This is a genomic window from Halalkaliarchaeum sp. AArc-CO (assembly GCF_024972735.1).
Lineage (GTDB): Archaea > Halobacteriota > Halobacteria > Halobacteriales > Haloferacaceae > Halalkaliarchaeum.
Map to the genome: position 1 here is coordinate 222253 of NZ_CP087723.1, position 22830 is coordinate 245082.

General features: G+C 63.3%; 23 protein-coding genes, 1 tRNA gene and 2 pseudogenes. 14 read left to right on the forward strand and 12 right to left on the reverse strand.

What is annotated here, in order from left to right; genetic code table 11:
• Window positions 1-20 precede the first annotated feature (20 nt).
• Complete coding sequence (locus AArcCO_RS01810; protein WP_259534679.1) at window positions 21-2066, reverse strand: MutS2 family protein; 2046 nt, start codon at window positions 2064-2066, stop codon at window positions 21-23.
• Window positions 2067-2176: 110 nt separating this feature from the next.
• On the opposite strand from AArcCO_RS01810, the gene AArcCO_RS01815 reads away from it, so the two are divergent.
• Window positions 2177-2488 carry a hypothetical protein gene (locus AArcCO_RS01815; protein ID WP_259534680.1) on the forward strand — a complete coding sequence of 104 codons (312 nt, stop codon included), beginning with the start codon at window positions 2177-2179 and terminating at the stop codon, window positions 2486-2488.
• Window positions 2489-2497: 9 nt separating this feature from the next.
• Here the strand turns inward: AArcCO_RS01815 and AArcCO_RS01820 are convergent, their stop codons facing one another.
• The 5 genes from AArcCO_RS01820 to AArcCO_RS01840 form a co-directional block, all read right to left on the reverse strand.
• Complete coding sequence (locus tag AArcCO_RS01820) at window positions 2498-3076, reverse strand: nitrous oxide reductase accessory protein NosL (protein ID WP_259534682.1); 579 nt, start codon at window positions 3074-3076, stop codon at window positions 2498-2500.
• 75 nt (window positions 3077-3151) lie between these two features.
• Window positions 3152-4426 carry a M20 family metallopeptidase gene (locus AArcCO_RS01825; protein WP_259534683.1) on the reverse strand — a complete coding sequence of 425 codons (1275 nt, stop codon included), beginning with the start codon at window positions 4424-4426 and terminating at the stop codon, window positions 3152-3154.
• A 75-nt stretch (window positions 4427-4501) separates the two neighbouring features.
• Window positions 4502-4975, reverse strand: coding sequence for a YeeE/YedE family protein (locus AArcCO_RS01830; RefSeq protein WP_259534685.1), 474 nt, complete (start codon window positions 4973-4975; stop codon window positions 4502-4504).
• Entirely contained in the window at window positions 4972-5487 is a 516-nt protein-coding gene (locus tag AArcCO_RS01835; RefSeq protein ID WP_259534686.1) for a YeeE/YedE family protein, read from the reverse strand. The genes AArcCO_RS01830 and AArcCO_RS01835 overlap by 4 nt, the downstream gene beginning before the upstream one ends.
• A gap of 13 nt (window positions 5488-5500) precedes the next feature.
• Window positions 5501-6694, reverse strand: a complete 1194-nt coding sequence (locus AArcCO_RS01840; RefSeq protein WP_259534688.1) for an MBL fold metallo-hydrolase — start codon at window positions 6692-6694, stop codon at window positions 5501-5503.
• A gap of 363 nt (window positions 6695-7057) precedes the next feature.
• Between AArcCO_RS01840 and AArcCO_RS01845 the strand changes: the two genes are divergently transcribed.
• The 7 genes and pseudogenes from AArcCO_RS01845 to AArcCO_RS01875 all read left to right on the forward strand — a co-directional run bounded on the left by AArcCO_RS01845 (window position 7058) and on the right by AArcCO_RS01875 (window position 12605).
• Window positions 7058-7315, forward strand: coding sequence for a sulfurtransferase TusA family protein (locus tag AArcCO_RS01845; protein ID WP_259534690.1), 258 nt, complete (start codon window positions 7058-7060; stop codon window positions 7313-7315).
• A 1-nt stretch (window position 7316) separates the two neighbouring features.
• Window positions 7317-7937, forward strand: a complete 621-nt coding sequence (locus tag AArcCO_RS01850; RefSeq protein ID WP_259534692.1) for a DsrE/DsrF/DrsH-like family protein — start codon at window positions 7317-7319, stop codon at window positions 7935-7937.
• A gap of 52 nt (window positions 7938-7989) precedes the next feature.
• Window positions 7990-8283 (forward strand): annotated as a pseudogene (locus AArcCO_RS01855) (thioredoxin domain-containing protein); the annotation flags it as partial.
• 66 nt (window positions 8284-8349) lie between these two features.
• Window positions 8350-8499, forward strand: coding sequence for a 50S ribosomal protein L40e (locus AArcCO_RS01860; protein WP_259534693.1), 150 nt, complete (start codon window positions 8350-8352; stop codon window positions 8497-8499).
• 204 nt (window positions 8500-8703) lie between these two features.
• On the forward strand, window positions 8704-9981 hold the full coding sequence (locus AArcCO_RS01865; RefSeq protein WP_259534695.1) for an O-acetylhomoserine aminocarboxypropyltransferase/cysteine synthase family protein: 1278 nt from the start codon (window positions 8704-8706) through the stop codon (window positions 9979-9981).
• Window positions 9982-10057: 76 nt separating this feature from the next.
• The gene (gene metX, locus AArcCO_RS01870; RefSeq protein WP_259534696.1) at window positions 10058-11299 is read left to right on the forward strand and encodes a homoserine O-acetyltransferase MetX; all 1242 of its coding nucleotides are present in this window, start codon (window positions 10058-10060) and stop codon (window positions 11297-11299) included.
• A 70-nt stretch (window positions 11300-11369) separates the two neighbouring features.
• Window positions 11370-12605, forward strand: a complete 1236-nt coding sequence (locus AArcCO_RS01875; protein WP_259534697.1) for an Ig-like domain-containing protein — start codon at window positions 11370-11372, stop codon at window positions 12603-12605.
• A 59-nt stretch (window positions 12606-12664) separates the two neighbouring features.
• On the opposite strand, the gene AArcCO_RS01880 is transcribed toward AArcCO_RS01875, so the two are convergent.
• Window positions 12665-13246 carry a DUF2150 family protein gene (locus AArcCO_RS01880; protein ID WP_259534698.1) on the reverse strand — a complete coding sequence of 194 codons (582 nt, stop codon included), beginning with the start codon at window positions 13244-13246 and terminating at the stop codon, window positions 12665-12667.
• A 103-nt stretch (window positions 13247-13349) separates the two neighbouring features.
• Complete coding sequence (locus AArcCO_RS01885) at window positions 13350-14213, reverse strand: TatD family hydrolase (protein ID WP_259534699.1); 864 nt, start codon at window positions 14211-14213, stop codon at window positions 13350-13352.
• A 265-nt stretch (window positions 14214-14478) separates the two neighbouring features.
• Between AArcCO_RS01885 and AArcCO_RS01890 the strand changes: the two genes are divergently transcribed.
• Window positions 14479-15372: an RNA-guided endonuclease InsQ/TnpB family protein gene (locus AArcCO_RS01890; protein ID WP_259534700.1), complete on the forward strand. Its 894-nt coding sequence runs from the start codon at window positions 14479-14481 to the stop codon at window positions 15370-15372.
• Here the strand turns inward: AArcCO_RS01890 and AArcCO_RS01895 are convergent.
• Window positions 15367-16359 (reverse strand): transposase, encoded by a 993-nt coding sequence (locus tag AArcCO_RS01895; protein WP_259534701.1) that lies wholly within the window; start codon window positions 16357-16359, stop codon window positions 15367-15369. The two genes, AArcCO_RS01890 and AArcCO_RS01895, sit on opposite strands and share 6 nt — an antisense overlap.
• 47 nt (window positions 16360-16406) lie before the next feature.
• Between AArcCO_RS01895 and AArcCO_RS01900 the strand changes: the two are divergent.
• The 3 genes and pseudogenes from AArcCO_RS01900 to trmY form a co-directional block, all read left to right on the forward strand.
• Window positions 16407-16793 (forward strand): annotated as a pseudogene (locus tag AArcCO_RS01900) (transposase); the annotation flags it as partial.
• 279 nt (window positions 16794-17072) lie between these two features.
• The gene (locus tag AArcCO_RS01905; RefSeq protein WP_345780895.1) at window positions 17073-17495 is read left to right on the forward strand and encodes a DUF7992 family protein; all 423 of its coding nucleotides are present in this window, start codon (window positions 17073-17075) and stop codon (window positions 17493-17495) included.
• A 634-nt stretch (window positions 17496-18129) separates the two neighbouring features.
• Complete coding sequence (gene trmY, locus AArcCO_RS01910) at window positions 18130-18801, forward strand: tRNA (pseudouridine(54)-N(1))-methyltransferase TrmY (protein WP_259534704.1); 672 nt, start codon at window positions 18130-18132, stop codon at window positions 18799-18801.
• Between the two features lie 99 nt (window positions 18802-18900).
• On the opposite strand, the gene AArcCO_RS01915 is transcribed toward trmY, so the two are convergent.
• Window positions 18901-19278, reverse strand: a complete 378-nt coding sequence (locus tag AArcCO_RS01915) for a hypothetical protein (RefSeq protein ID WP_259534706.1) — start codon at window positions 19276-19278, stop codon at window positions 18901-18903.
• Window positions 19279-19426: 148 nt separating this feature from the next.
• Entirely contained in the window at window positions 19427-20050 is a 624-nt protein-coding gene (locus tag AArcCO_RS01920) for a helix-turn-helix domain-containing protein (RefSeq protein ID WP_259534707.1), read from the reverse strand.
• Window positions 20051-20222: 172 nt separating this feature from the next.
• On the opposite strand from AArcCO_RS01920, the gene AArcCO_RS01925 reads away from it, so the two are divergent.
• Window positions 20223-20295: transfer RNA gene (locus AArcCO_RS01925), tRNA-Pro, on the forward strand.
• Between the two features lie 875 nt (window positions 20296-21170).
• The gene (locus AArcCO_RS01930) at window positions 21171-21371 is read left to right on the forward strand and encodes a ribbon-helix-helix domain-containing protein (RefSeq protein ID WP_259532794.1); all 201 of its coding nucleotides are present in this window, start codon (window positions 21171-21173) and stop codon (window positions 21369-21371) included.
• Between the two features lie 903 nt (window positions 21372-22274).
• Here AArcCO_RS01930 and AArcCO_RS01935 read toward each other — a convergent pair.
• Window positions 22275-22766: a zinc ribbon domain-containing protein gene (locus tag AArcCO_RS01935; protein ID WP_259534708.1), complete on the reverse strand. Its 492-nt coding sequence runs from the start codon at window positions 22764-22766 to the stop codon at window positions 22275-22277.
• Between the last annotated feature and the right edge of the window lie 64 nt (window positions 22767-22830).

The window sequence follows — 22830 nt, forward strand, 5'->3', positions numbered from 1 at the left end:
GCCGCCTGGGTCCAACGTACCTAGAACTTCTCGAGCAGCCGTTCGTAGAACGTCGCGTCCGACTCGCCGGCGAGCTTTTCGACGATCAGCTCCGGGGTCGACCTCGCGAGGTGGTTTCGAACCGGCGACCGCTCGACGACGAGTTCGCCGTCTTCGAGCCCGACCGCCTCGATCCCGTCGACGGCGACCGAGAAATCAGCCGCCTCCCGGATCTCCCGGGCGAGGTGGGAGACGAAGACAGCAGTCGCGTCCTGTCTGTCGAGCTCCTCCAGGATGCCGGCGACGATCTTCGCGCTCGCGCCCGGTTCCGTGATCGACTCCAGTTCGTCGACCAGCACCAGCCTGTCGTCGGCGCCGTCGACGAGGTCACCGAACTCCCGGACGGTCGACTCGAACGCGCCCGCGTCCAGCGTCCCCTGGGATTTGGCGTAGTAGTGTAGTCCCGAAAACCGACGCAGCCGCGCCTCCTCGGCCGGTACCGGCAGCCCCATCGCCGAAAGCACCGCCACCAGTCCCAGCAGGTCCAGCGTCGAGGTCTTCCCTCCGGAGTTGACCCCCGAAAGCAACGTCACCCCCGAAACGCGGTAGTCGACCGGCTCGACCGCCTCGAAGTCGACGTCCAAAAGCGGGGATCGGCCGCCGACCACCTCGATCCCGGGTGCGTCCGCCGGATCGTCGTCCCACCCGTCGAGTTCGTCGTGGAGAACCGTCGGAATCGTGCAGTCGTACTCCCGGTAGAACCGGGATATTGCGAGCTCGACGTCCAGTTCGAGCGCGTCGGCGACGAGCGTTTCGACGGGCTCTCGAAGCACCGCCAGATCGGCTGCGAGCTCCGTTTTCAGTCGGGCTGCCCGCCGGTCCCGCGCCGCCGAAAGCTCCGTGCGGAGCCGCGAAACTGCTTCCTCGTTTCGCTCGACGGGGAACGTCGGCTCCCCGCCGAACACGCGTTCGGCGAGCTCTGTCTCGCCGTCGGACAGCGCCAGCGCGTCGACGAGCTGCTCCCGTGCCTTCCGGATCGCCTCCTCGTACTCTTCGTGGAGCTCCCGTGAGAGCAGCGAGTCCACCCGGGCGCCCTGTTCGACCAGCGAGAGGAAGTCCCGCCCCTCGATGGTGACGTCCCGTTCGCCGATGGCCGCCCGGAGGTGATCGTTGGCGACTGATTCTGCGGTCCCGACCGCCGCATCCAGGTCGTCGACCGCACGCGAGAGGCGGTCGAGTTCCCCGTCACCGACGACGGTCCCGTCCTCGTCGACCCGCGAGAGCGCCCCGCGAAGCCGTTCGGGATCTGTGGTCGGCTCCAGGTCAGCCGCCTCGTGGACTCGGACAGCCGCCCGCAGCGTCTCCCGGTTGTGGGCGAAGAAGGAAAGCAGCCGTTCGGGAACGATCTCTGCGGTCGTCTCGAGGTCCCCGCTCTGGCCGTCGGACTCGGAGGCGAGCTGGACGTCAGTCCGGACCTGCACGTCGCCAGCGACGTCCATCCCCGCGAACGCCTCGTCGAGCACGATCACCGTCGAGTAGGACCGGGCCAGCTCCGCGACGTCCTGTCGGTCCTCGATCACCTCGACGGACAGCTCCGGGAACCGTCGCTCCGCGGCGGCGTATCGCTCCGCGTCGGCGGTCGCGAGACACCGCTCGCGAACCCGGGTCGGCGAGGGCGTCTCCAGCGGCTCTACTCCTTCGAGTGCCGCCGAAATCGTCTGATCCGGCTCCCGTTCGATCGCCTGGCGGGTGAACTCTCGGGCCTCCGCGATCCGGGAGGTGGACGCGCTCGGATAGAACGTCTCCAGGCGCTTTTTTGCGTACTCGGTCTCTGCCCGCCGTTTGAGCAACCCGAGCGCGTCCCGGTAGATCTCCCGGGCGCGGTCGGTCACGAGAAAGCTCCCGTGGTCGCCGTGTCGTCGCCGGATCGCACCGCGGGCGATGACGGCGGCCCGCCCCTCCGAGATGCCGGGAGCGCGGGCGATCGCGGCGACGTCGCCCTCCCGGAGCGCTCGTTCGGGATCCTCGAGCTGTGAAAGCGCGGACGCGGTCTTCTCCCCGACGCCCGGCACGTCCTCGAGCTCCATCTATCCGCCCGTTACCGCGGGCACCCTCAAAAGGCTGCGGGTGGCCGGTCCGGAGCCCGCCCGGGCCAGTCGTGGCACAGCTTTTTGCCGACTCCCGCCGACTCACGACTGTGAACTGGGGGATCCTGCTCGCCGGTCTGGTCGCTGCCGCACTGCTCTCTGCGGTCGTCTACTACGACGCGCGCTCGGTACCCGTCCCTCGACCGCGTCTCCTCGCGTCGGTCGTCTTCCTGAGCCTCGGCGGCGCGGCTGCACTGGCCGCGATCTTTCCGGAGATCCCGCCGGCTGGGCTGCTGGTGGTCGCCATTATCGGTCCCGCTGTGTACCTTTTCGAGCGGGAGGATGCGCGCCGCGGGAAGGAAACCCTCGACCCTCACAGCCTCCCGAGCGGCGGCACCGACGAAGAGCGAAACGAGAAGTGACTTGCCGGATCAAAGCCCCGCGAGCAACTCGCGGGTGACTTCGGCGTGGGGCACGACGTCACCGCCGTAGTCGGCCGCGAACGCTTCCGCGTCGTCGCCGTCGGAAAACGTGATCACGGCGCTTCCCATCGCCCCTTCGACGTCGCTGCCGGCGACGAGGACGAGCCCGGAAGCGTCGGCGAACGCCTCTGGCTCGAGATGGGCGGTGATGACGAGCGAGTCCCCCTCGCCTTCGACGCCGTAGTCGACGGCGGAGTAGTCGGTCAGGTAGGTCACCTGCGGCGTCTCCCCCCGATCGTCCGCGTCGAACACGTAGTTGTAGCTGCATTTGCTGCTGCAGAACCACGCCGGACCGTCCCGACCCTCCGGGACGTCCCCCTCGAAGTACGTCTGTCCGGCCGGTCCGGGGTGCTCGCTGATCACCATCCCACATTGATCGCAGCTCTGGTCGCCGTCGAGCGCGACCGGCTCCGGGACCTCCGAGCCGAGACAGCCGGCGAGTCCGCCCACCGAAAGCGTGGCGGCCGCGGCCGCCCCCGACAGGAGTCGCCGACGGGTAACCACCGTCGCAGGACCGTATTCCCTCATGGAGTAGCGTTAGCGACGAACTTAAATAGACTGTCTGGTACGACCGACGAAACGGTTCGTCTCCGGCCCCCGAGATCACGCATCGATCGTCCGGGCGAACGCGTCGGGGAGACGCGCGTAAATCTCCGCGTTGGCCTGCAACGCCTCGAGGGTGGTGTACTCGTCGATGGCGTGGGCGGTGTCGGTGCCGAGTGCGAACTCGACGGTCGAGATCCCTGCGTTTCGCAGCTTCTTGGCGTCGCCACCGCCTGTCGCGCTCCGGCGATAGCTGTGCTCGCCGGTGACGTCGCCGGCGAGGGCCGCGATCGCCTCGACGAGCGGTGCGTCGATCGGCTCTGCAGTTCCGACCGACCAGCTCGCGTCGTCGATCGTCACGCCCTCGACGTCGTCGATACACTTCCGGACGTCCGCGAGGATCCGTGGCGTGGCGACCCCGGCGGTCAGCCTGATGTCGAGCCGGGCGCGTGCGGCCTGCGGCACGCTGTTTACGGCTTCGCCTCCCTCGATCGTTCCCAGGTTGACCGTCGGGCGGGTGAACAGTTCACGTGCGGCCTCTCTCCCCATCGCCGGGCCGTAGTAATCGACTGATTCCTCGACGATCGGCTCGATCGCGGGGTCGAGATCGAACGTTCGGGCGGGAAGCCGATCGCGGATGCGCTCGATCGCGGTCCACAGCCTGTCGATCGCGTTCTCCCCCAGCATCGGCCGGGAACCGTGGGCGGCCTCGCCGGTCGCCGAAAGTGAAAGCCAGATGCTCCCCCGGTCGGCGACTGCGACCGAGTGGTTGCCGCGCTCGCAGGTCGTCTCGCCGATCACGCAGGCGTCGGCGTCGAGCCGTCCCGACTCCAGCAGCGTCTTCAGGCCCGCACCGCCCGTCTCCTCGTCGCTGACGATCGCAAACGACAGCGTCACCGGCGGGGTCGTTTCCGTTTCCCCGAACGACCGGGCGGCGAGCAACATCGACGCGAGCGGCCCCTTCATGTCGGTTGCCCCCCGGCCGTACAGCCTGATTTCGGTGTCGCCGTTTTTCGAGACCTCGACGCGCTCACCCAGGGGGTCGTACGCCCACGCCTCGCGGTCGAACGGGACGGTATCGACGTGGCCGTTGAAACACAGCGTCCGATCGGTTTCCCCGGGAAGCGTCGCGATGAGGTTCGGTTTCGCCGAATCGACGGCGTACCGTTCCACTTCCAACCCCCACTCGAGGAACGAATCTTCTAGGCTGTCCACGAGCCCCCGGGTTTCCCCCGGCGGGTTCTGCGTGTCGACCGACAGGAGCTCCAGCGCGAGATCCGCGAGGCGCTCTTTGTTCTCGCGGGCGAACGCAAGCGGCTCCGAGGCGTGGGGCATGACTCTCGACCGAAACTACTCCGGGTTCGATTAAAAATGTGTGGTTAGTACAAAACTACGAAACCACGAAGTGACCTAATCGTCGGCGCTGGTCGGCGTCCCGACCGTGGCGCGCTGGCTCCGCCAGACGCCCTGGAGATACGCGCCGACGAACATGCCGGCGATCGCCCACACGATCGGCCAGTTGCCGATGCCGACGCTGGCGTAGGCGGCGCCGGGACAGATGCCCGACAGCCCCCAGCCGACGCCGAAGATCGATCCGCCGACGAGCACGCTCCGGTCGAACGGCTTGAGCCGTCGACCGTAGCCGTCGCCTGTCAGGGGCGCCCGATCGCGGAGCCGCGGCACCACCGCGAACGTCACGCCGGTGACGATCGCGGCGCCGAACATGACGAACAGCAGCCCGAAGTCGGTGAACTGCAGGAAGTCGAGGACGACTTCCGGTCGCGCCATGTGGCTGAATCCGAGGCCGAATCCGAACAGCAGCCCCCCGGCGAAGATCAGGGGCATGAACAGCGGGTGTCGGCCGGATCCGGACGATCCACTCATGGCGTCACCCCCAGCGCGGCGACGAGCTGGGCCGTTCCGATCGCGACGATCAGGAACGTCACGACGCCGACGAGCGAGGTTTTCGACCGCGAGCCGACGCCACAGACGCCGTGTCCGGAGGTACATCCCTTGCCGATGCGGGTGCCGATACCCACGAGGATCCCGCCGAAGAACAGCCGCCACGGCTGGACGTCGGTCGTCCACGCGCCGCCCTGATAAACGACCGCGTAGACGGCCGCCCCGAGCAGAATCCCCGCGGTGAAGACGACACGCCAGTCCCGGGAGGGGCGATACTGCTGGAACCGGGACTGGTCCGAGGCGTACGACAGCGTCGACTCGAGGAACGTGCTCGCGCCGGGGATCAGACCGGTGCCCAGATAGATCACCACGACGCCCAGCCCGACGAACAGGCCCCCGATGGCGTATCGGCTGATCCCGTGGGGGAACAGCGCCTCGTAGGAGGCGCCTCCGAGAAGCGCCCAGACCAGCGTTCCGAGCGGTTCGATTGCCATCACTGTCCTGCGATCAGTCCCCGGTCAGCGCGTCCTGGCTGGCCGCACAGTTGTTCGGTCCCAGCTCGAGGGTGAACGCCTCGTCGTCGTCGACGGACTGCTGCCCGAGGTTGGTGGCGATGATGTCCTCGTAGTTGGCCGGGCGCGGGGGCATGTCGGCGAGTACGATCTCGACGAACTCCTCCTCGTCGACCGAAAGCGCCTCCATGGTCTCGACCAGCTCGCCGATCGGCGCCGTGTAGGTGCCGTCAGCGGCGGGCTCGGCGGCGTCGCTGAAGTGGGCGCCGCCAACGAGGACGTCGTCGGACAGCGTCAACACGCGTTCCTGGAGCGACTCGTACAGCTGGCGGGCCGCGTCGGGGGCCCCCTCGTCGCCCTCCTCGAGGTCCGGGCGCGCGACGCTTTCGACGAACAGCCCGTCGCCGGTCGCGAGCAGGCTCCCGCCGATCAGGTAGGAGGTCATTCCCGTGGTGTGGCCGGGCGTAAACACCGTCTCGATCGTGGCGTCGCCGACCTGGAACTCGTCGCCGTCGGCCGCCTGCGTCAGTTCGTCGGCGTAGGTGACCCCGCGGTCGACTGCAGCCGCCGGGATGATGCCCTCGACACCCTCCTCGTCGAGGTTGCGGACGCCGGAGATGTGGTCCGCGTGAATGTGGGTGTCGATCGCGTACGTCAGTTCGACGCCGAGCTCGGCGGCGTCTTCGAGATATCGGTCGGTGAACGCCCGGAGCGGATCCACGATCGCGGCTTCACCGTCGTCGTACACCAAATACCCGAGACAACCGCTGGAGGGACGCTGGTACTGCAGGAGCGTCCCCGGGCCGTCGTAGCGTTCGACTTCGACGGCTTCGTAGATCGACGCCCAGCCGTTCATCCCTTCCTCGAGGTGGTTCACGTCGTAGCCCCGCTCGATGAGCGTGCCGGCCACGTACTCGCTCGCTCCGCCCTTCGCACAGAGGACGGTGATCTCCTCGTCGTCGGGAATCAGCTCGAGTACCGACTCGTCGATCTCGTCGTCCAGGAACTCGTAGTACGGTACGTTGATGCTTTCGACGGCGGGCCCGTCGATGCGCCACTCCTCGTAGTCGCTTTCCATCCGCGTATCGAGGAGGGTGACTGGTTCGCCCGCGTCGATCTGCTCTTTGAGTGCTTCGGGGGTTATCGACTCCACCGGAACGTCCGGAGTCGGGAAGTCCATCTCGTCCATGTACATCCCCTACTACCGGATGCACCTCCATAAAACTTTGTATAGTATTTCCTTTTTAGCACAATACTGATGAGCCGATCCCGGACGGTACTAGGACGCGATTGCCCATGCGACCCGCGCGATCTATAAGTTATATAAAAGTTATTTAAATATATGATCGGAGGTCGAACCTTCGGTCAGAGGCTTTTTAAGTGTACTTTTGACACCGCCCCATCCGATACCCTGTCCGGGGCGACACTCGCATCCTTTTAAGTTATCTACGAAAACGACCTCATTCGCGGACAACAGTATTGTATACACAACACAATCTTTTTAACAACCCAGCCTATATTGTGTGATAGACCCAACACGGGTAGACGAACGATGAGCACGGAATACACTGTCACGGAGACGCTCGACGTAAAAGGACTCAACTGCCCGATGCCTGTCGTGAAAGCGAAGCAGGCGACCGACGACCTCGACGCCGACGAGGTGCTCGAGATCGTCGCGACAGATTCGGGAAGCATGAGCGACATCGACGGCTGGGCCGGCGGCACCGACGGGGTCGAGCTGCTCGAACAGGAAGAACGCGAGGAGGGCGGTGAGACGTTGTACGTCCACTACGTCCGGAAAACCCAGTGAAATGAGTACCGACACGTCAGAATCGGAGGCCGACGACGCCGGCTCCTCCGGGGTCGCCGACGCGGAGCCGACCGTCGAGGGGATCGACCCGGCGGAGCTTCAGGCCCGTATCGAGGAGCTGGAAGAGGAGCTGTCGGCGGTGAAGTCGTCGACCGACGACGGACAGAAGTCGATGACGATCATCGCCACGAAGGGGAGCTTCGACATGGCGTATCCCCCGCTGATCCTCGCAAGTACCGCGGCCGCGTTCGGGTGGGACGTCGTCGTGTTCCACACCTTCTGGGGACTGGACATCCTCCACGAGGAGAAGTCCAGGGAGCTCAAACTGAGCGCCGTCGGCAACCCGAGTATGCCGATGCCGAACGCGCTGGCTGCGTTGCCCGGCATGGACTCGGTTGCGACCAAGCTGATGAAGCGCCGGATCGAGGAGAACGGCACCGCGACGATCGAAGAGCTGCTCGAACTCTCCCTGGACACCGGCGTAGATCTCCAGGCCTGCCAGATGACGATGGATCTGATGGGCTATGAAGCGGAGGACCTCCACGACGGCGTCACGACCGACGTCGGCGCTGCGACGGCGCTGGAACACATGGCCGACGCCGACGTGCAGCTGTTGATCTGATCTCTGCTGGCGGTTTCGAGCACCTCTCGCCACAGCACGAAACTCTTATGCGCGCGCCCTTGCAACCGCGAGACACATGTCCGTTCGACTTCTCGATTTCCACGCCGACTGGTGTGGCCCGTGCAAAACGCAGGACCCGATCCTCGAGGAGCTCTCCGAGGAGTGGGGCGACCGCTTCGAACTCGTCAAAGTCGACGTCGACGAAGAGCAGGACGTCGCAAACGAGTACCAGGTACGCTCGCTCCCGACCCTGATCGTGGAAAACGAAGACGGGATCGTCGACCGGTTCGTCGGCGTCACCCAGAAGGAGGACCTCGAGGTCGCCCTCGAGGACGCCGGCGCCTGAAACGGGCAGCTCCTGTCGGTCGTCGCTTCTCGCAACTGTTAACAACGCGCCGCCAGTACTACGACCATGGCCAAGTTCGAACCCGCAGAGCGCCGCACGCTGGACAAACTCATCTGTATGCGCTGTAACGCCCGGAACCCGACGCGGGCGGACAGTTGCCGCAAATGCGGCTACAGCCGTCTGCGTCCGAAAGCGAAGGAACGACGCAGCGCCTGATTCTGCTGTACGGCTGCAGATCGCACAGCTACAAAGCGATCCGCCGCAGAACGCACCACTGCTTTTCCGGGCGGAACTACCGAGCAGCGACTGCGATCGAAGCTGCGATATGCTGTGCCATTCGTCAACACACCACCCGAAACCGCCGGCAGGGCTTGCCGTAACTGACAGTTATAGAAGTCGTTGGCTGTATGCGTGTTATACATGACTCGTGGGTTTCGAACGGAGAGTCTCCACGCCGGGGCCGCCCCGGACCCGGCGACCGGAGCGCGTGCGACGCCGATCTATCGGACGACGTCCTACGAGTTCGGCGACGCCGACACCGCCGCCGACCTGTACGCGCTCCGCACTGACGGGGACGTCTACTCTCGCATCTCTAATCCGACGGTGCGGACGCTTGCATCCCGGCTAGCCACGCTGGAGGGGGGCGTGGGCTGTGTCGCCACAGCCTCCGGGATGGCTGCGATCGACTCGATCACGACCGTCCTCGCACGCACCGGGGACAACGTCGTCGCCGCCGCGGAGATGTACGGCGGAACGAGCACGTACTTCCGGACGATCGCGTCGCGTCGGGGGGTCGACGTGCGCCTGGTCGATCCCTGCTCGTACGACGAGTACGCGGCGGCGATCGACGACGACACCGCGTTCGTCCACGTGGAGACGATCGCGAACCCGTCGCTTCTCACCCCGGACCTCGAGCGGCTCGCCGACGTCGCCCACGAGCACGCTGTTCCGCTCGTCGTCGACAACACGTTCGCCACGCCGGCGCTGTGTCGGCCGCTCGAACACGGCGCCGACGTCGTCTGGGAGTCGACGACGAAGTGGCTCCACGGCGGCGGCACGACGGTCGGCGGCGTCGTCGTCGACGGGGGGACGTTCCCGTGGGACCACCCGGAGGCCGACTACCCCGAACTCTCCGGCGAGAACCCCGCTTTCGACGTCGACTTCGCGGAACGGTTCGGCGACGCGGCGCTGACGCACGTCCTCCGACACCGGGCGCTTCGGATCCTCGGTAACGGCCAGTCGCCCGACGACGCCTGGCAGACGCTCCAGGGAATCGAGACGCTGCCGTTGCGGATGGACCGCCACTGTGAGAACGCCGTGATCGTCGCCGAGGAACTGCAGGACGATCCCCGCGTCGACTGGGTGAGCTATCCGGGGCTGCCGGAGCATCCGACCCACGACAACGCAGAGCGATATCTTGACGGGTTCGGGGGAATGGTGACGTTCGGGCTCTCTGCGGGGCAGGCGGCGGCACGGCGGTTCTGCGAGTCGGTCGAACTTGCAAGCTTCCTCGCGAACGTGGGCGACTCGAAGACGCTCGTGATTCATCCCGCCAGCACCACTCACGCCCAGTTGACCCCGGACGAACAGCGCGAGGCGGGGGTGCCGCCGGACATGGTTCGGCTGTCGGTCGGCATCGAGGATCCGGCCGACATTCTCGGCGACATCGACGCGGGACTGCGGGAGGCGACAGAATGAGGGACAGGATGCGGAAGCAACCGACAACTGGGGACGACACGATGACAGCGCAACCGACGACAACGGACGCGACACGATGACAGAACCAACGACATCGGAAGGCGAGCCTGCGGCCGACGGCGGACGTCGCGAGGAGACCGCACACGAATCGGACGTGATCTCGGTCGGCGAGTTCACCTTCGAGTGCGGGGAGTCGATTCCGGACCTGGAGGTCGCATACGAGGCGTACGGCGAGTTCGACGGCGACAACGCTGTGCTGGTGTGTCACGCACTCACCGGGAGCCAGAACGTTGCCAGGACGCCGGAGGCAGACACCGGGCAGGCCGGCCAGGCGCGGGCCTGGTGGGGCGACGTCATCGGCGCGGGCAAGTACGTCGACACCACCGAGTACTACGTCGTCTGCGCCAACGTTCCGGGGTCGTGTTACGGGACGACCGGACCGTCGAGCGAGGGGCCGGACGGCGACCCCTGGGGATCTGACTTCCCGCCAGTGACGGTCGAAGACTGGGCCAGAGCCCAGCGCCGACTCCTGGACGAACTCGGCGTGGGGCGGCTGCACGCAGTGATCGGGGGAAGCGTCGGCGGGATGAACGTCCTCGAGTGGGCCAAACGGTATCCCGACGACGTCCGGCGGATCGTTCCGGTCGCGGCGGCGCCCAGGCTCGACGCGCAGTGTCTCGGACTCGACGCCGCCGCCAGGCGGGCGATCCGGGCGGATCCGAACTGGAACGGCGGCGACTACTACGGCGAGGCTCAGGAGCCGCCGAAGCGCGGGCTCGCGATCGCCCGGCAGATCGGCCACGTGATGTACCACTCGAAGGCGTCGATGGAGCGAAAGTTCGGCCGGCGGACAGCCGGTCGAGAAGCCGCAGCGAACGCCGGCACGGAGTTGTTCCCGCAGGATCACGCCGGTGCGTACTTCCCGTACCGGGAGGTGGAGTCGTACCTCGACTACCAGGCTGGCAAGTTCGTCGAGCGCTTCGACGCAAACACGTATCTGTATCTCACGCGGGCGATGGACGAGTACGACCTCGCGGCCGACTACGGCTCTGACGCGGCGGCGCTTGCGGCGTTCGAGGGGGAGGCGCTGGTGATCTCCTTTACGGGCGACTGGCATTTCACCGTCGAGCAGTCCGCCGAGGTGGCCCGGGCGTTCCGGGCCGGAGACACGCCGGTCGCCCACCACGTCGTCGAGTCGGATCACGGCCACGACGCGTTCCTGGTGGAACCCGAGAACGTCGGCCCGCCGATCCGGGACTTCCTCGCGGAGGGTGTCGAGGGCAAGTCGGTAACCGACACCAAAATCGACGAAGCGTAACCGACAGGTGGCCGCGATCGCGGCCCGTTTGTGGAAGTACTTTTCACCGAGGAGAGAGTTCAGGAGAGTAATGACGTTCTGGGGGGACCAGCGGGCGCAAGCGCTACAGGTCGGAGCCGTACTCCTGTTCGGCTTTCTGATCGTCGGGCTCGCGGTGTACCAGATCTCGGTGGTGCCCGAGCAGAACCGCCAGGTGGAGTTCGACGCCTACCAGGACGCCGCTCGCGACGTGGCCGACCTCAGGGGGGACGTGCTCGCGAGCGCCGGTCGGGACGTGACGTCGACGACGACGGTCAAAACCGGCGCGCGATACCCCCCGCGGGCGGTGTTCGTGAACCCGCCACCATCGACCGGGAGCCTCGGGCTCGGCGATCCGACGACCGTCCGGATCGAGAACGCACAGGCGGTCAGCTCCGAGGACGCCAACACGCAGGCGTACTGGGACGGCACCGCACGAGAGTTCGAGACGAAGCCGGCCCGGTTTGCCCCCGCCTACAGCGACTTCGAGGGGCTCCCGATCGTCGTGACCGGCGAGGCGTCGTTCCGGGACGCCGGCGACCGCCTCGTCCCGGCCGGCGGGCAGACGCTCCTGCAGGGCGACCGGCTCCAGTTGATCGCGATCGACGGCGACATGGACGCGAGCGGGCTGGAAACGCAGGTGACGACCGACCCGATAAGCGCCGCCGAGCGGACGGTCGTCGTCGAGGGCGAGGGCGACGAGGACATCACCGTCGAGATCGCGCCCGGGAGCGACCCGGCGGCCTGGAACGAGACGTTCGGCGACCGCCTGCTCGACCGCGAGGACGTCGTGGCGGTCGAGGCCCGGGACGAAACGGTCGCAGTCACGCTCGATGGCGACCGGAACTACCGGCTCAAACTGGGCAAGGTCGAACTCCGCGAACGCGGTGACGTCGTGAGCGCCGACGAACCCGGCGTCGCCTACGTCGTGGCGAAAAGCGACGAGGTGTCGACGATCGCACAGGGGGCGAGCAAGGTGCTTCGGGTGGAGGTTCGGGACGCGTTCAACAACCCGGCGGCCGGAGTCGACGTGGAGTTCGAAATAACGGAAGGGAGCGGGGAATTACTGTACGAAAACGTGAAGACGACCGAACGTGGAGAAGCGAGAACAATGTTTTATCCCGATTCCGATGAGTCTGAGATCACAGCAACAGTATCTGCTGCGGAGACTGGTGTTGATGAGAAGGTCTTCATAGTATATCGTATCGATCCAGATGACGGAGGGCCTGGAAACGGAGGGCCTGGAAACGGAGGGCCTGGAAACGGAGGGCCTCCGTGGACAAGGTAAAGGCTATCAGCATGAATTCGTCCGAGCAGGTACCAATGCTGTCGCGCGACTAGTCCACTTTATTCCTCGTCCACGACTTCCGGATCCGCAAGCGCCGACTGCAGCGAGTCGAGGCCGTTGATCCACTCGGAGACGAGCCCGTAGTCGATGTCTTCGGCGATCTGGACGTCGAGTTCCGTGCCGTCGATCACCAGCGTCCCCGCCTGGACGACGTAGCCCAGTGCGGCGTCGAGGTCCTCTTCGTGTTCAGCGTCGGCGGCGGCTCTGAGGTACTCTTCGACGGTGCCTTCCTCGACCGCCCCGCCGACGACGAACTCTTCGGCGGCGTAAAAGACGGGGACGAGGCTTGTCTGGACGCCGTCGATCAACATCAGCTTGTCCTCGTCGTCGAATTCCACCTCGGTGAGTACGATCTCCCGGACGTCGTTGATCTCCTCGACCGCGCGGTCGTCGTCGATCCGGCCCTCCTCGTAGGCGGTCAGAATCTTCGCGACCGCGATGGCGGCGTCGTCCTGGAGGTTCAAAAGCAGGCGCGCGGAGTCCTCCTCTTCGGGGTCCAGTTCCTCCTCACGGAGGCGTTCGATCCAGTTCTGCCAGCGTTCTTCCGAATAGAACGACTCGACGGGCTCGTCCTCGGTCATGTCCAAACCCTTCGTTGCTGCGTTCAAATGCCTTTCTTCTCCACGTTCGTGCGTGGATCCCTGGCGTGACCAGCGGAACCGCAGGACTGAACGATGGTTCTCGCTATTCCGCCGACTCGGCGGCCCCAAGCGTCGCCTCGGTGTCGACGTCGTACGCGAGCGCCGGCGTCTCGACGTGCGCGCGCCGAACGGCCTCCTCGTGGCCCTCCTCGAGCAGCCATCGGACCCGCCGTGGGACGGTTTTCGGCCCGAGCACCGCCCCCGGCCGGTCGGGGTCGTCGACGAAGTCGGTCTCCATCAGGAACGGCGCGTCGGACTTGGCCGCGACGCGGAGGCGCTCCGTTTCGCTCATCACGCTCGGGATCGGCCCCGCGAGGCGTCCACCGGCGTAGTGTTTGACCACCCGCGTCCGGTCGAGCCCCCTGTCTTCGGCCCACTCGGCGATCTCGGTGAGGTCCTCGGCGCCTTCGGTGTGGAGCTGGACCGCACAGTCGAGATCGGCTGCGAGTTCGAAGGCGCGTTTCATCACCTCGTTTGCGGCGTCCATGACTGCCGGCTCCGCCTCGTAGTGCGGTCGCCCGGACTTGAGGGCGAGCGCCCGGCCTTCCGCGACGTACTCGGCGGCGATCTCCAGTCCGCCGGCCATCAGGTCTGCTGCCTCCTCGGGCGTGAATCCCCGATCGTCGACGAGCCGACTGATCAGGGTCGGGTGTACGCCCAGGACGGGCCATGCCGTGCCGGGCAAAAGCGACGACGCCTCCGCGACGATCCCGATGGTGGTTTCGAACACCTGGCGGAACTGCTCGGGCTCGTCGGGTTCGACGTCGAGGTGCCAGGAGGGTTTGTTGACCACGAGGAGGTGGGTGCCGCCCAGCCGGACGAAGTCCCGGACGGCGTCCATACCGCGTCCGCGTTCGGGGTCGAGATGCAGATGGTTGTCCAGTACTGGCGTGTCGAGTTCGTCCATGAGGAATGGGTCGACCGCGGGATCCATAGGGGTTCTCGTTGACCTGTCGAATACAGCGTCCCCTCGACCCGGGTATGCATTCAGCATAAGATAGCGCGGAGCCCCCTTCCTCAACGAGCAGCGCAGAGAGACGCCTGTCTCTCAAGCAGCGCAGTAGGGAGGGGAGGAGCGCGTCACGCTCTCCACCAACACTGCTCTCTGCACTCGGCCAATTCCCCAATACCTAATAAAAGAATTTAACTGAATAGAAAACATTGAAACACGTATGGAAGTGCGTCGAACGTTGCCGGTCAAACTCCTCGTAACCGACAGCGACAGAGACGCACTTCTCGAAACCATCGACCAGTACAAACACTGTGCTAACGAAACCAGCGACCACTGCTGGGACGAGAACGACTACAAGAAAACAGCCAAGTACGCTGTCAAAGACGAGCTCTACCACGACCTGAAAACAGAGCACGACTTGACGGCGAATCTCGTCCAGCAAGCCATCTTCCAGGCCGGTGAAGCCGTCAAATCTGGCGTCGAACGCCTCGAAAAGAACGAAGACACCAGCCAACCCGAGTTTACCGCTGACACCGCTCGGTACGACAAACGCGCTGCAACCTTCCACACCGACCACGTCTCGTTGTCCACCGTGGACGGACGCATCGAGGCCGACTATGTTCTCCCAGCAGACGAGACAAACACACCGTTCGAAGAATACCTCAACGGCGACGAGTGGGAATTCCGTACCAGCACACTCCACTACAAGCCGTTCGACGACGAGTTCTGGCTGCACATCGGCTTCAAACGGGTCGAGGAAGACACCGACAGCACCCATACTGACGCCGCTGTCCCTGAGCACAATACAGTCCTTGGGATCGACCTCGGCGTCGAAAATCTTGCTGTCGCGTCAACCGGGCGGTTCTGGACGGGCGACGAACTTGACCACTGGCACCGCGAGTTCCAGCAACGCCGTGGAAACCTCCAGCAAGCAGGCTCACAGGAGGCCCACCGCACACTCCAGCGTGTCAGCAAGAAGGAAACGGCCTACTACAAGCAGTATCTCCACATCGTCGCCAACGAGATTGTCGAGGAGGCGGTCGAAAACGACTGTTCGGTGATCGCCTTCGAGGATTTAACTGACATCGAGCCTGTCATAGAATCCATCTCATAGCTTCTCACAGCCCGGATTGTTTCCTCGCTCGTAGTTGGTGATGGCCACGACGAGTCGGAGACACAGCGCAAGGAACACTTCTGTCCGTGCGTGGACGCGGCCTCGGGCGCAGACCTGCCCGAGGCCGCAGTCCTTGACTGCGTCGTTGGTTCGTTCGACTCCTGTCCGGTTGTTGTACGTCTCCTCCAAGATGGACTGTTTCAGCTGCACGTCCTCGCTGTGTTCCTCGATTCGGTCTTCGATCCTGTACTCGATGTCTTTCGGGTCGTCAGTGTTTCGCGGATTGTATGGAGCGATTGGCACGACCCCTGCGGCCAGCAGGTGGTCGTGCCAATCGAGGATGTCGTAGGCGCTGTCTCCCAGCATCCAGACCGGTGTATCGACGGCGAGCGCGTCACGCGTGACGCGCATCGCCGTCTCCTGATCCGCTTGTTTGGCCTGTGTGAACTCCGCTGCTATCGGGATCTTTGAACCGGTTGAAACGATCGTACAGCCGAAGCCGTAGTAGTATTCCTCAGCTGTTGGATCGTAATTCCACGAGGCAGCGTCGTTGTGTTGGATCGCTTCAACGTGGGTCGAATCGATGGAGTACGTGGAGTCGAGCAGGCCGCGGGCGGCGGCCTGCTCGACGAGTCTGTCGAAGACATCGTCAATAACGTGTTCGAGGTCGGTGAGAAAGCGATCAACCGTGTCTCTGGATGGCGGTTTGTCGAGTCCGCAGTAGTACCAGACAAGGCCGTTCTGAAGTTCTCGTGTCACCGGACGTGTGCCGTAGACATCCTCGTAGTAGCAGTGCAAAAAGCCGCGAAAGAGATCAGGTGGCTCGTGAACTCGTGTTCGCCCCCGGCGAGCGGGGGCGAACACGTCGTACTCCAGCAGAAACTCGAACTCAAGATGGTCGAACAGCGATACCGTCTCGGTAGCCGCGACATTCAAGAAGTCGTCTACCGAAGCTACGTCTTGCAGGGCTGTGCTGGTGTTGGACACACTTCGCGCACCCTGCCGCTTCGTACGTGACGCTTTCTATGACAGGCTCTGACATCCGCAAACGAGCACAGGGGGCGACGTGGCATCACCGCTGGCGGTTTAACCGCCTGTATGAGTACGTCGAGTACAAAGCGAAGGCCTACGGGATCGACGTTGAGGAGTTGGAGCGGAGTCCGCAGGCGAAGACGGTGCCAGCCTACTACACGTCCCAGCGATGCAGCAGTTGTGGGTTCACCCACGAGGACAACCGCCCCACGCAAGAGCACTTCGAGTGCCAGAAGTGTGGCTACGAGAATCACGCCGACTACAACGCCGCCAAGAACGTGGCAGTACGCTGCTGTCGGCGGCTACTCCGCCGCAACCAGACCGGGGGCGACGGAGGCGCACCCGTAAACGTTGCGCTGAATGGCGGGACGATGACCGTGACCGTGTAAGCACCGAAGCCCCTTGGACGGGGAGACGGGCCTCTCCGGGCCACCGGTCTTGGTGGCCGGAACGGGAGTCCACGTCAAAGCCCCACCCTCAACGAGCGAACCGCGTATGCGATGAGCGAAGTAGGGTGGGGTAGTTTACATACGGGAAGTTCTTTTGAGAGGGCATCTCGCCTCTCTCGTTGGGAACTGGTATTGGGGCTTTATTGTGTTCCCAGTGAAACCATTAGTATGGCGCTTGATGTCGAGGTTCCGGAATCACCAGACCTCTCGAACCGGGGGATGCCACGCGAGTTTGAGTGGCAGGAAGAGACGCTCGGATCGGAGGACTTCTACCGAGAGGATATCGAAGACCTGCTAGAGGAGGGTGCGTGGAAGGAGGGATTCAACGAGTGGGCCGCGTACACGAATCTCGACGAAGAGCAGGTCCGAATCGTTAGCGACCTCGGCCTGTTCCAGGCGTTCGACTTCTACTGGGACCCGACCGAAAATCGTCTTCGCTTCGACGCCCCGACGATTCCGGACGACTGGCGTAAGCGAGACGTGACCGAATCGCTCGATTCGGGCACGGTTTCGATGATCGACGGTGCGTTAGATAATCTCGGCCGGGCTGTACAGGAGGTACTGGAGAATTACCTCGAACGGAACGACGAAGCGTCCGACTTCGGTTGGGGTGAGGAGACGTACGGCAAACGCGGAGAGTGATCCCAGTGCGGTTTCTCGCCACCGCGAACCGGAGATACCAATCGCAGTCGCGTTGGGAACGAATGATCGTCCGTGCGAGGACTATCTCGGGATTCGGCACAACTGGAAAAATAGCAATCGTCTTTTTCTCTACACATAAGCAAGGCGAGTGCCTCGGGGTCGTACGGAAGACTTCGTCTTCCGTGATGACGAGAGACGAAGTCTCTCGAACCACTTGGCCCCGAGGCGGTTCACTAAGTGGTATGTGAGTCACCTGTATCGACTGGTTACTACGGGTTTCAAAGAGTACATGACTCAAATAAGGCGTTGTCGAGTAGTTGTTCCGGCGGCGAACGAAGTGAGCCGCCGGCCTTTTTGGTCTGCTCACGGAGCGAAGCTCCGTGGCATCCAGCAAATCCTTCGGATTTGCGTGACAGCTTTTTCAAGGCTCGCGAGACGCCCTCGGCGTCTCGCTGCCCCACGGGCGACGCACAGGTCGCCCGTGGAGAGCGGTGCTGAGCGAACGAAGTGAGCGAAGCACCCGTGAGGAACACCACGGAATAACGATTCACAAGAAATTGTTCCGGCGGCGAACGAAGTGAGCCGCCGGCCTTTTTGGTCCAGCTTTTTCAAGGAGCGGTGCTGAGCGAACGAAGTGAGCGAAGCACCCGACGCAGAAAAAGGTGGGAGTGTCTCATTCGTAATCGTGGGCCACGACGCCCCGACGACGCCGGACTTTTCGCTGTCGGATCTCCCGGGCGGCGCCGGCCGGCTCGACCTGCTCGCGCGGTGTGTCAACGCCGGACTGTTCCTCTCGCACGGGATCCGCGAGAACGTCCGCGTCCACCTCGTTTTGAGCGACACCTTCACCGTCAGCTTCGACGGCGGCACCGTCCGCAACCTCGCGCCCGACGAGCGCAACGTCGCCGCCCGGGTTCGCGGCGCACTTGCGGCAAGCGACGGAGCCATCGGTCACCAACCCGCCGAGCCGTCCCCCGGCGTCCGGCTCTACCGCATGGGGTTCGAGGAGACGCTCGAGTCCGTCGCCGGCGGCGGGCGACGCGTCTCGGGCCCGGGACAGGGCGGGCCACCCGATCCGACAGCCATCCAGCTCCACGAGGACGGAACGCCGCTGCCGGAGCTCGCGGTGCCCGACGCGCCCGTGTTCGTCCTCTCGGATCACCACGACTTCAGCGAGGAGGAGGCGGCGCTGGTTTCGACAGTCGCCGACGAACGCGTCCGGGTCGGCCCCGAGCGCATCCACGCCGACCACGCGATCGCCATTGCGCACAACTATCTCGACACTGACGGCTACCAACGGTACTGAAACGGCGCAGGAGACGGTATCGGATCTCGTGAGTCGGGTCTTTGGCTCGTTAAAATCAGCGTGCGAGGGCCAGTGTCCACCGGCACTGGCAGTGCGTGGTCACCGCTCTGCGGCCACTGCACGAGCAGCCACGACCACCAGTACCACCCCGAGGACGATCATTGTCCCCTGGGAAGCCACGGCGACGACGGACCCTACTTCACCGCCGGTCGCCACTGCGAGTATCTCGGGTACTGCACGCAGTGAGCCGAGCACAGCCAGCGCGCCCAGTGCTCCGATCCCGTAGACTGAAAGGCGCTCGCGGTCGGTCTCCCGGCCGACGGAAGCAAACCCCACGGCGAGAATACCGAAGAAAGCCGGAATGAGCGCCGTAATGCTGGCGAAATCGGTCAGAACCCAGGCGCCGACGCCGAGGACAACCAGCGCCACGCCGATGATGAGTCCACTGGTGAAGACGAACTGCGTGCTGTCAGCCATGGCAGTACCTTTGGCCACAAGACCGTAATAGGTTGGTTACGGAAAGACGAGGGGAAAGCCTCGCGGTTCACGTGGTGTCCGCGTCGATCCGGGGTCGAAAGCCCGATCGGTGAACCGCACTCCGGTGCCGAAACGACCGCGGTCGAGTTCACCCCATCGCTTCTAGAACGAGTTTGCGTTCTGCGGAGCTCAGTCGCTGTGAGATGGAGGATTTCGAGACGCCGAACTCGTCGGCGATCTCGTCGAGGCCGATCTCGCGGGGGCGTTCGTAGTACCCCTGTTCGATCGCCCAGTCGATGGTTTCGCGTTCGAGGTCGGTCAGCCGGGAGACGTTCACCGTCTCGAGTTCGTGGGGTCCCTCGAGCTTCGAGACCAGCGAGAGCTGCCGGACCGATACCTCGGCGATCTCCGAGACGTCCCGGACGACGTCCATCAGAGTGAGTCGGTCCGGTGGATACGTTTCGACGATCAACTCGCCCTGTTTCCGGTCGGTGATCACCGCGACGCACTGGTGTTCGGTGAAGGCGTTGCAGAAACACGACTCTTCGACGTCTGTACTGACGTACTGGACGGAGTCGACCGACTCCCGGCCGGTCGAGGCCTTCGTGATCAGGTGGCAGTCGCCGTTCAGGCTCGCCGTTTCGATCTCGGTCACGCAGGAACATGCGTCCGTGAGCGGACAGGGGTGATCGTCTGGGAGACGCACGGACAGTTCCGCGCGCAACTCCCGGGAATCACCGAGCAATTTTCCGATGGCGGTTCCCGATCCCATGTGAAAAAATTTCGTCCCGGCTGGCAATAATCTCCCGAGGCTTTTCCCGTAAAGATAACCGACGAAGTGTTTATTATCTCGACCGGTACGGAGGAATCGTTCGGGGCCCGTAGCCCGGCGTCTCCCGTCGATCCGGAAGTCTTAAACGACGAACGAGACTGTATCAACATGCGGGCCGGTGGGGTAGCTTGGTATCCTTCGGCCTTCGGGTGGCCGTAACCGCAGTTCGAATCTGCGCCGGCCCACTTCTCCCGCAGTCGATGTAGATATGAACTAAATCGCCGTATAGCTAGGGGTTCGCGTCCGAAATACCGGGTCGGGCGAACTAGATTTCAATTGCAGTGCAGTTGGAGCCGTCGATGTACGACGGTTTTCTGGATTCGTCTCTATCTCTCGGGGTGCGCCCGGACTTCTTGAAGTGCGAGGTCTGAATAATCATGGGGCCCGCGTAGACTTTAGCCTCACACTCTTTGCAGCTGTACCAGTATTGCTCGTCGGTCTTCGTGTAGTGTTGGTCTATCACCTCCTGCAAATTCTTGTTTACATACTGACATTTATTTTATTAGTGCATTGGTTTGGTGCAAATTGTTAACCTCTATAAGTCAGTTCCCGCTGTCAGAATCGACTGGATACCTGAAACGGGTGCGTCTCATTCGCCCGGTTGTGAGCGTAGGTGCGACGTTTGTTCCAACGCCACCCTGCGCGTCGAGGTGACCGGGAGCCATGAATGCGTAGAGCGAAACCGGGCGGTCCCAGAATAGACAGTTATCGGACCGCCGGGAGCGGTCTGAACGAGGGGAGGGGCCACCCCTGATTCCGACCACTACGACTGGTCTGAATGAGGGGCGTGGTCGGAGATTAGGTCATAGCTATTAAAATCGCAAATGGTTGGCTCGCCATTATGTTATAAGTTGGTTGGGGCTTCACCTCCAGAGTATGGGAAGCGATGCCGAGGCGTTCAAGGAGACACTGGACTCGTTCAAAGAATTCAATGACGGCAACGGCGGCCATTACCTAATAAGAGCGTGTCATAGAATAGTTCTCATGGCTCGCTGAATCAGCTCTAACGAATTGAAAGCGCCGTGCACTTGGTGCACGCTGTTCTTAGAGTGTTATAACTATGGCAAAAGAGAAGTTCGGAGTCGCTGTTGACGAGGAAATCGTGCAAGAAGTAGATGAACTGGTCGCTGAATGTGACGATCTCGGAGTCAGCCGCTCCGAGATCGTCGAAGCCATCCTCACAGCATTCGTTCAATCCGAGACGAACCACGTTGAACGGGTGCGAGAAATCATTATTCGGAAACGAAAGGGTACTCTTTGACTAGTTCTAAACCACGTGCACTCGGTGCACGGCCCTCTAAGCAGATAACGTGCTATAATGGTAACTAGGCTGACTAGAGTGTGTGAAGAGTTCTATGACACGCTCTAATAATGCAGTTTAATGACGACAGTGGCCTCGTGTTTGAAAAACAATCAAGCAACGGCAACCTCGCAATCACGGAACTTTCACCGTTATATCGAGGGTTGATGGATTCAATGAGGAGTATTGCAGAAGGCACCGACTTTGAAGTCAACGAGGACAGAAACACTCAGCAAAACCTACGGAGGTTGATGCAGGAATAGAAACCCTCCTTCTATGCTTTCCATTTCCTAGAAGGGGTTTCGGTAATATTCTCATCCGCTATCTGACCCATGAATTTAATAATTATATGAAGGAAAATCGCCGAACAGTAGGTACGGGGACTGTATGGTGTATTTGCAGGACACTATAACATCAGCCCCGGACTGTCCGGTGATTCCGGGGGTGAACGCGGGAGATGAACAAAGCAGACCCATTGGAAGATCTCGGAAACGGAGTCTAGGTCATCACCGGAGAGGGGAAGCAGTACAGTTCTTTGGCTTCTCTCGGGTCGATTGCTTCGAGTTTGGCAGGGTCGGACATGGTTATAGTCTGCCTGCCGGTGAAGTGGACCGATGTGTCCGGGGCTTCGTGCCGTAACCGCAGTCCTGCGCGAGCCCCTGGCGAGCGAAGGGACCAGCAAGTCGCAGCCCGCACAGCCCCTGAAAGGGGCGAGCAGGACCGTCTTGCGGGGTTCAGAATCTGCGCCGGCCCACTGTTCGGCACCTCACAACCGCGAGCGAAAGCCAGCGTTGTGTAGCGTCCCCACCCGGGAACAGCGGGACGTGCCAGAGGACCCAGACCCCTTTCCGTCCCAGTAAATAGTCACAACGCCGTCCCGCAGTAGTCACACGCGGTCAGATCCGGATCGTTCGGCGCACCACAGTCGGGGCAGTTTTGCCGCCGTCTCTCGGCACCGCCGCCAGCGTCGCCGTCGGTGGCGTCGGGCACCGGCGCCCCGCAGGAACTGCAGAAGTTGACACTGTATTCACGATGCTCGTCTTGGCCGTCCGAACTTTCACCATCCTTGCCATCGCCGTCCTCGCCGTCACCGTCCGCACCATCGCCGTCCTCGCCGTCACCGTCCTCGTCGACGGGTTCGAAAGCGAGTTCTGCCCCACAGTTGGCGCAAAACCGTGGCTCACTCTCGCTATCGCGGTCCGGGGCACGCTGCGTTCGATACACCTGGATCATTCCGATCAGGATCATCGTTCCGAACACGACCCAGGCGATGGGTCCCATCGCGAGGAACGCCACGAACAACACGTAGCCGACGACGAGGAGGCCGACGGCCAGGAGGGCAGTCCGCAGGGACATACGCCCTTCTACCGACGAGGAGACAATAATCCTTTTCGACAGGTCGATTTGTTTGAGGCGGAGC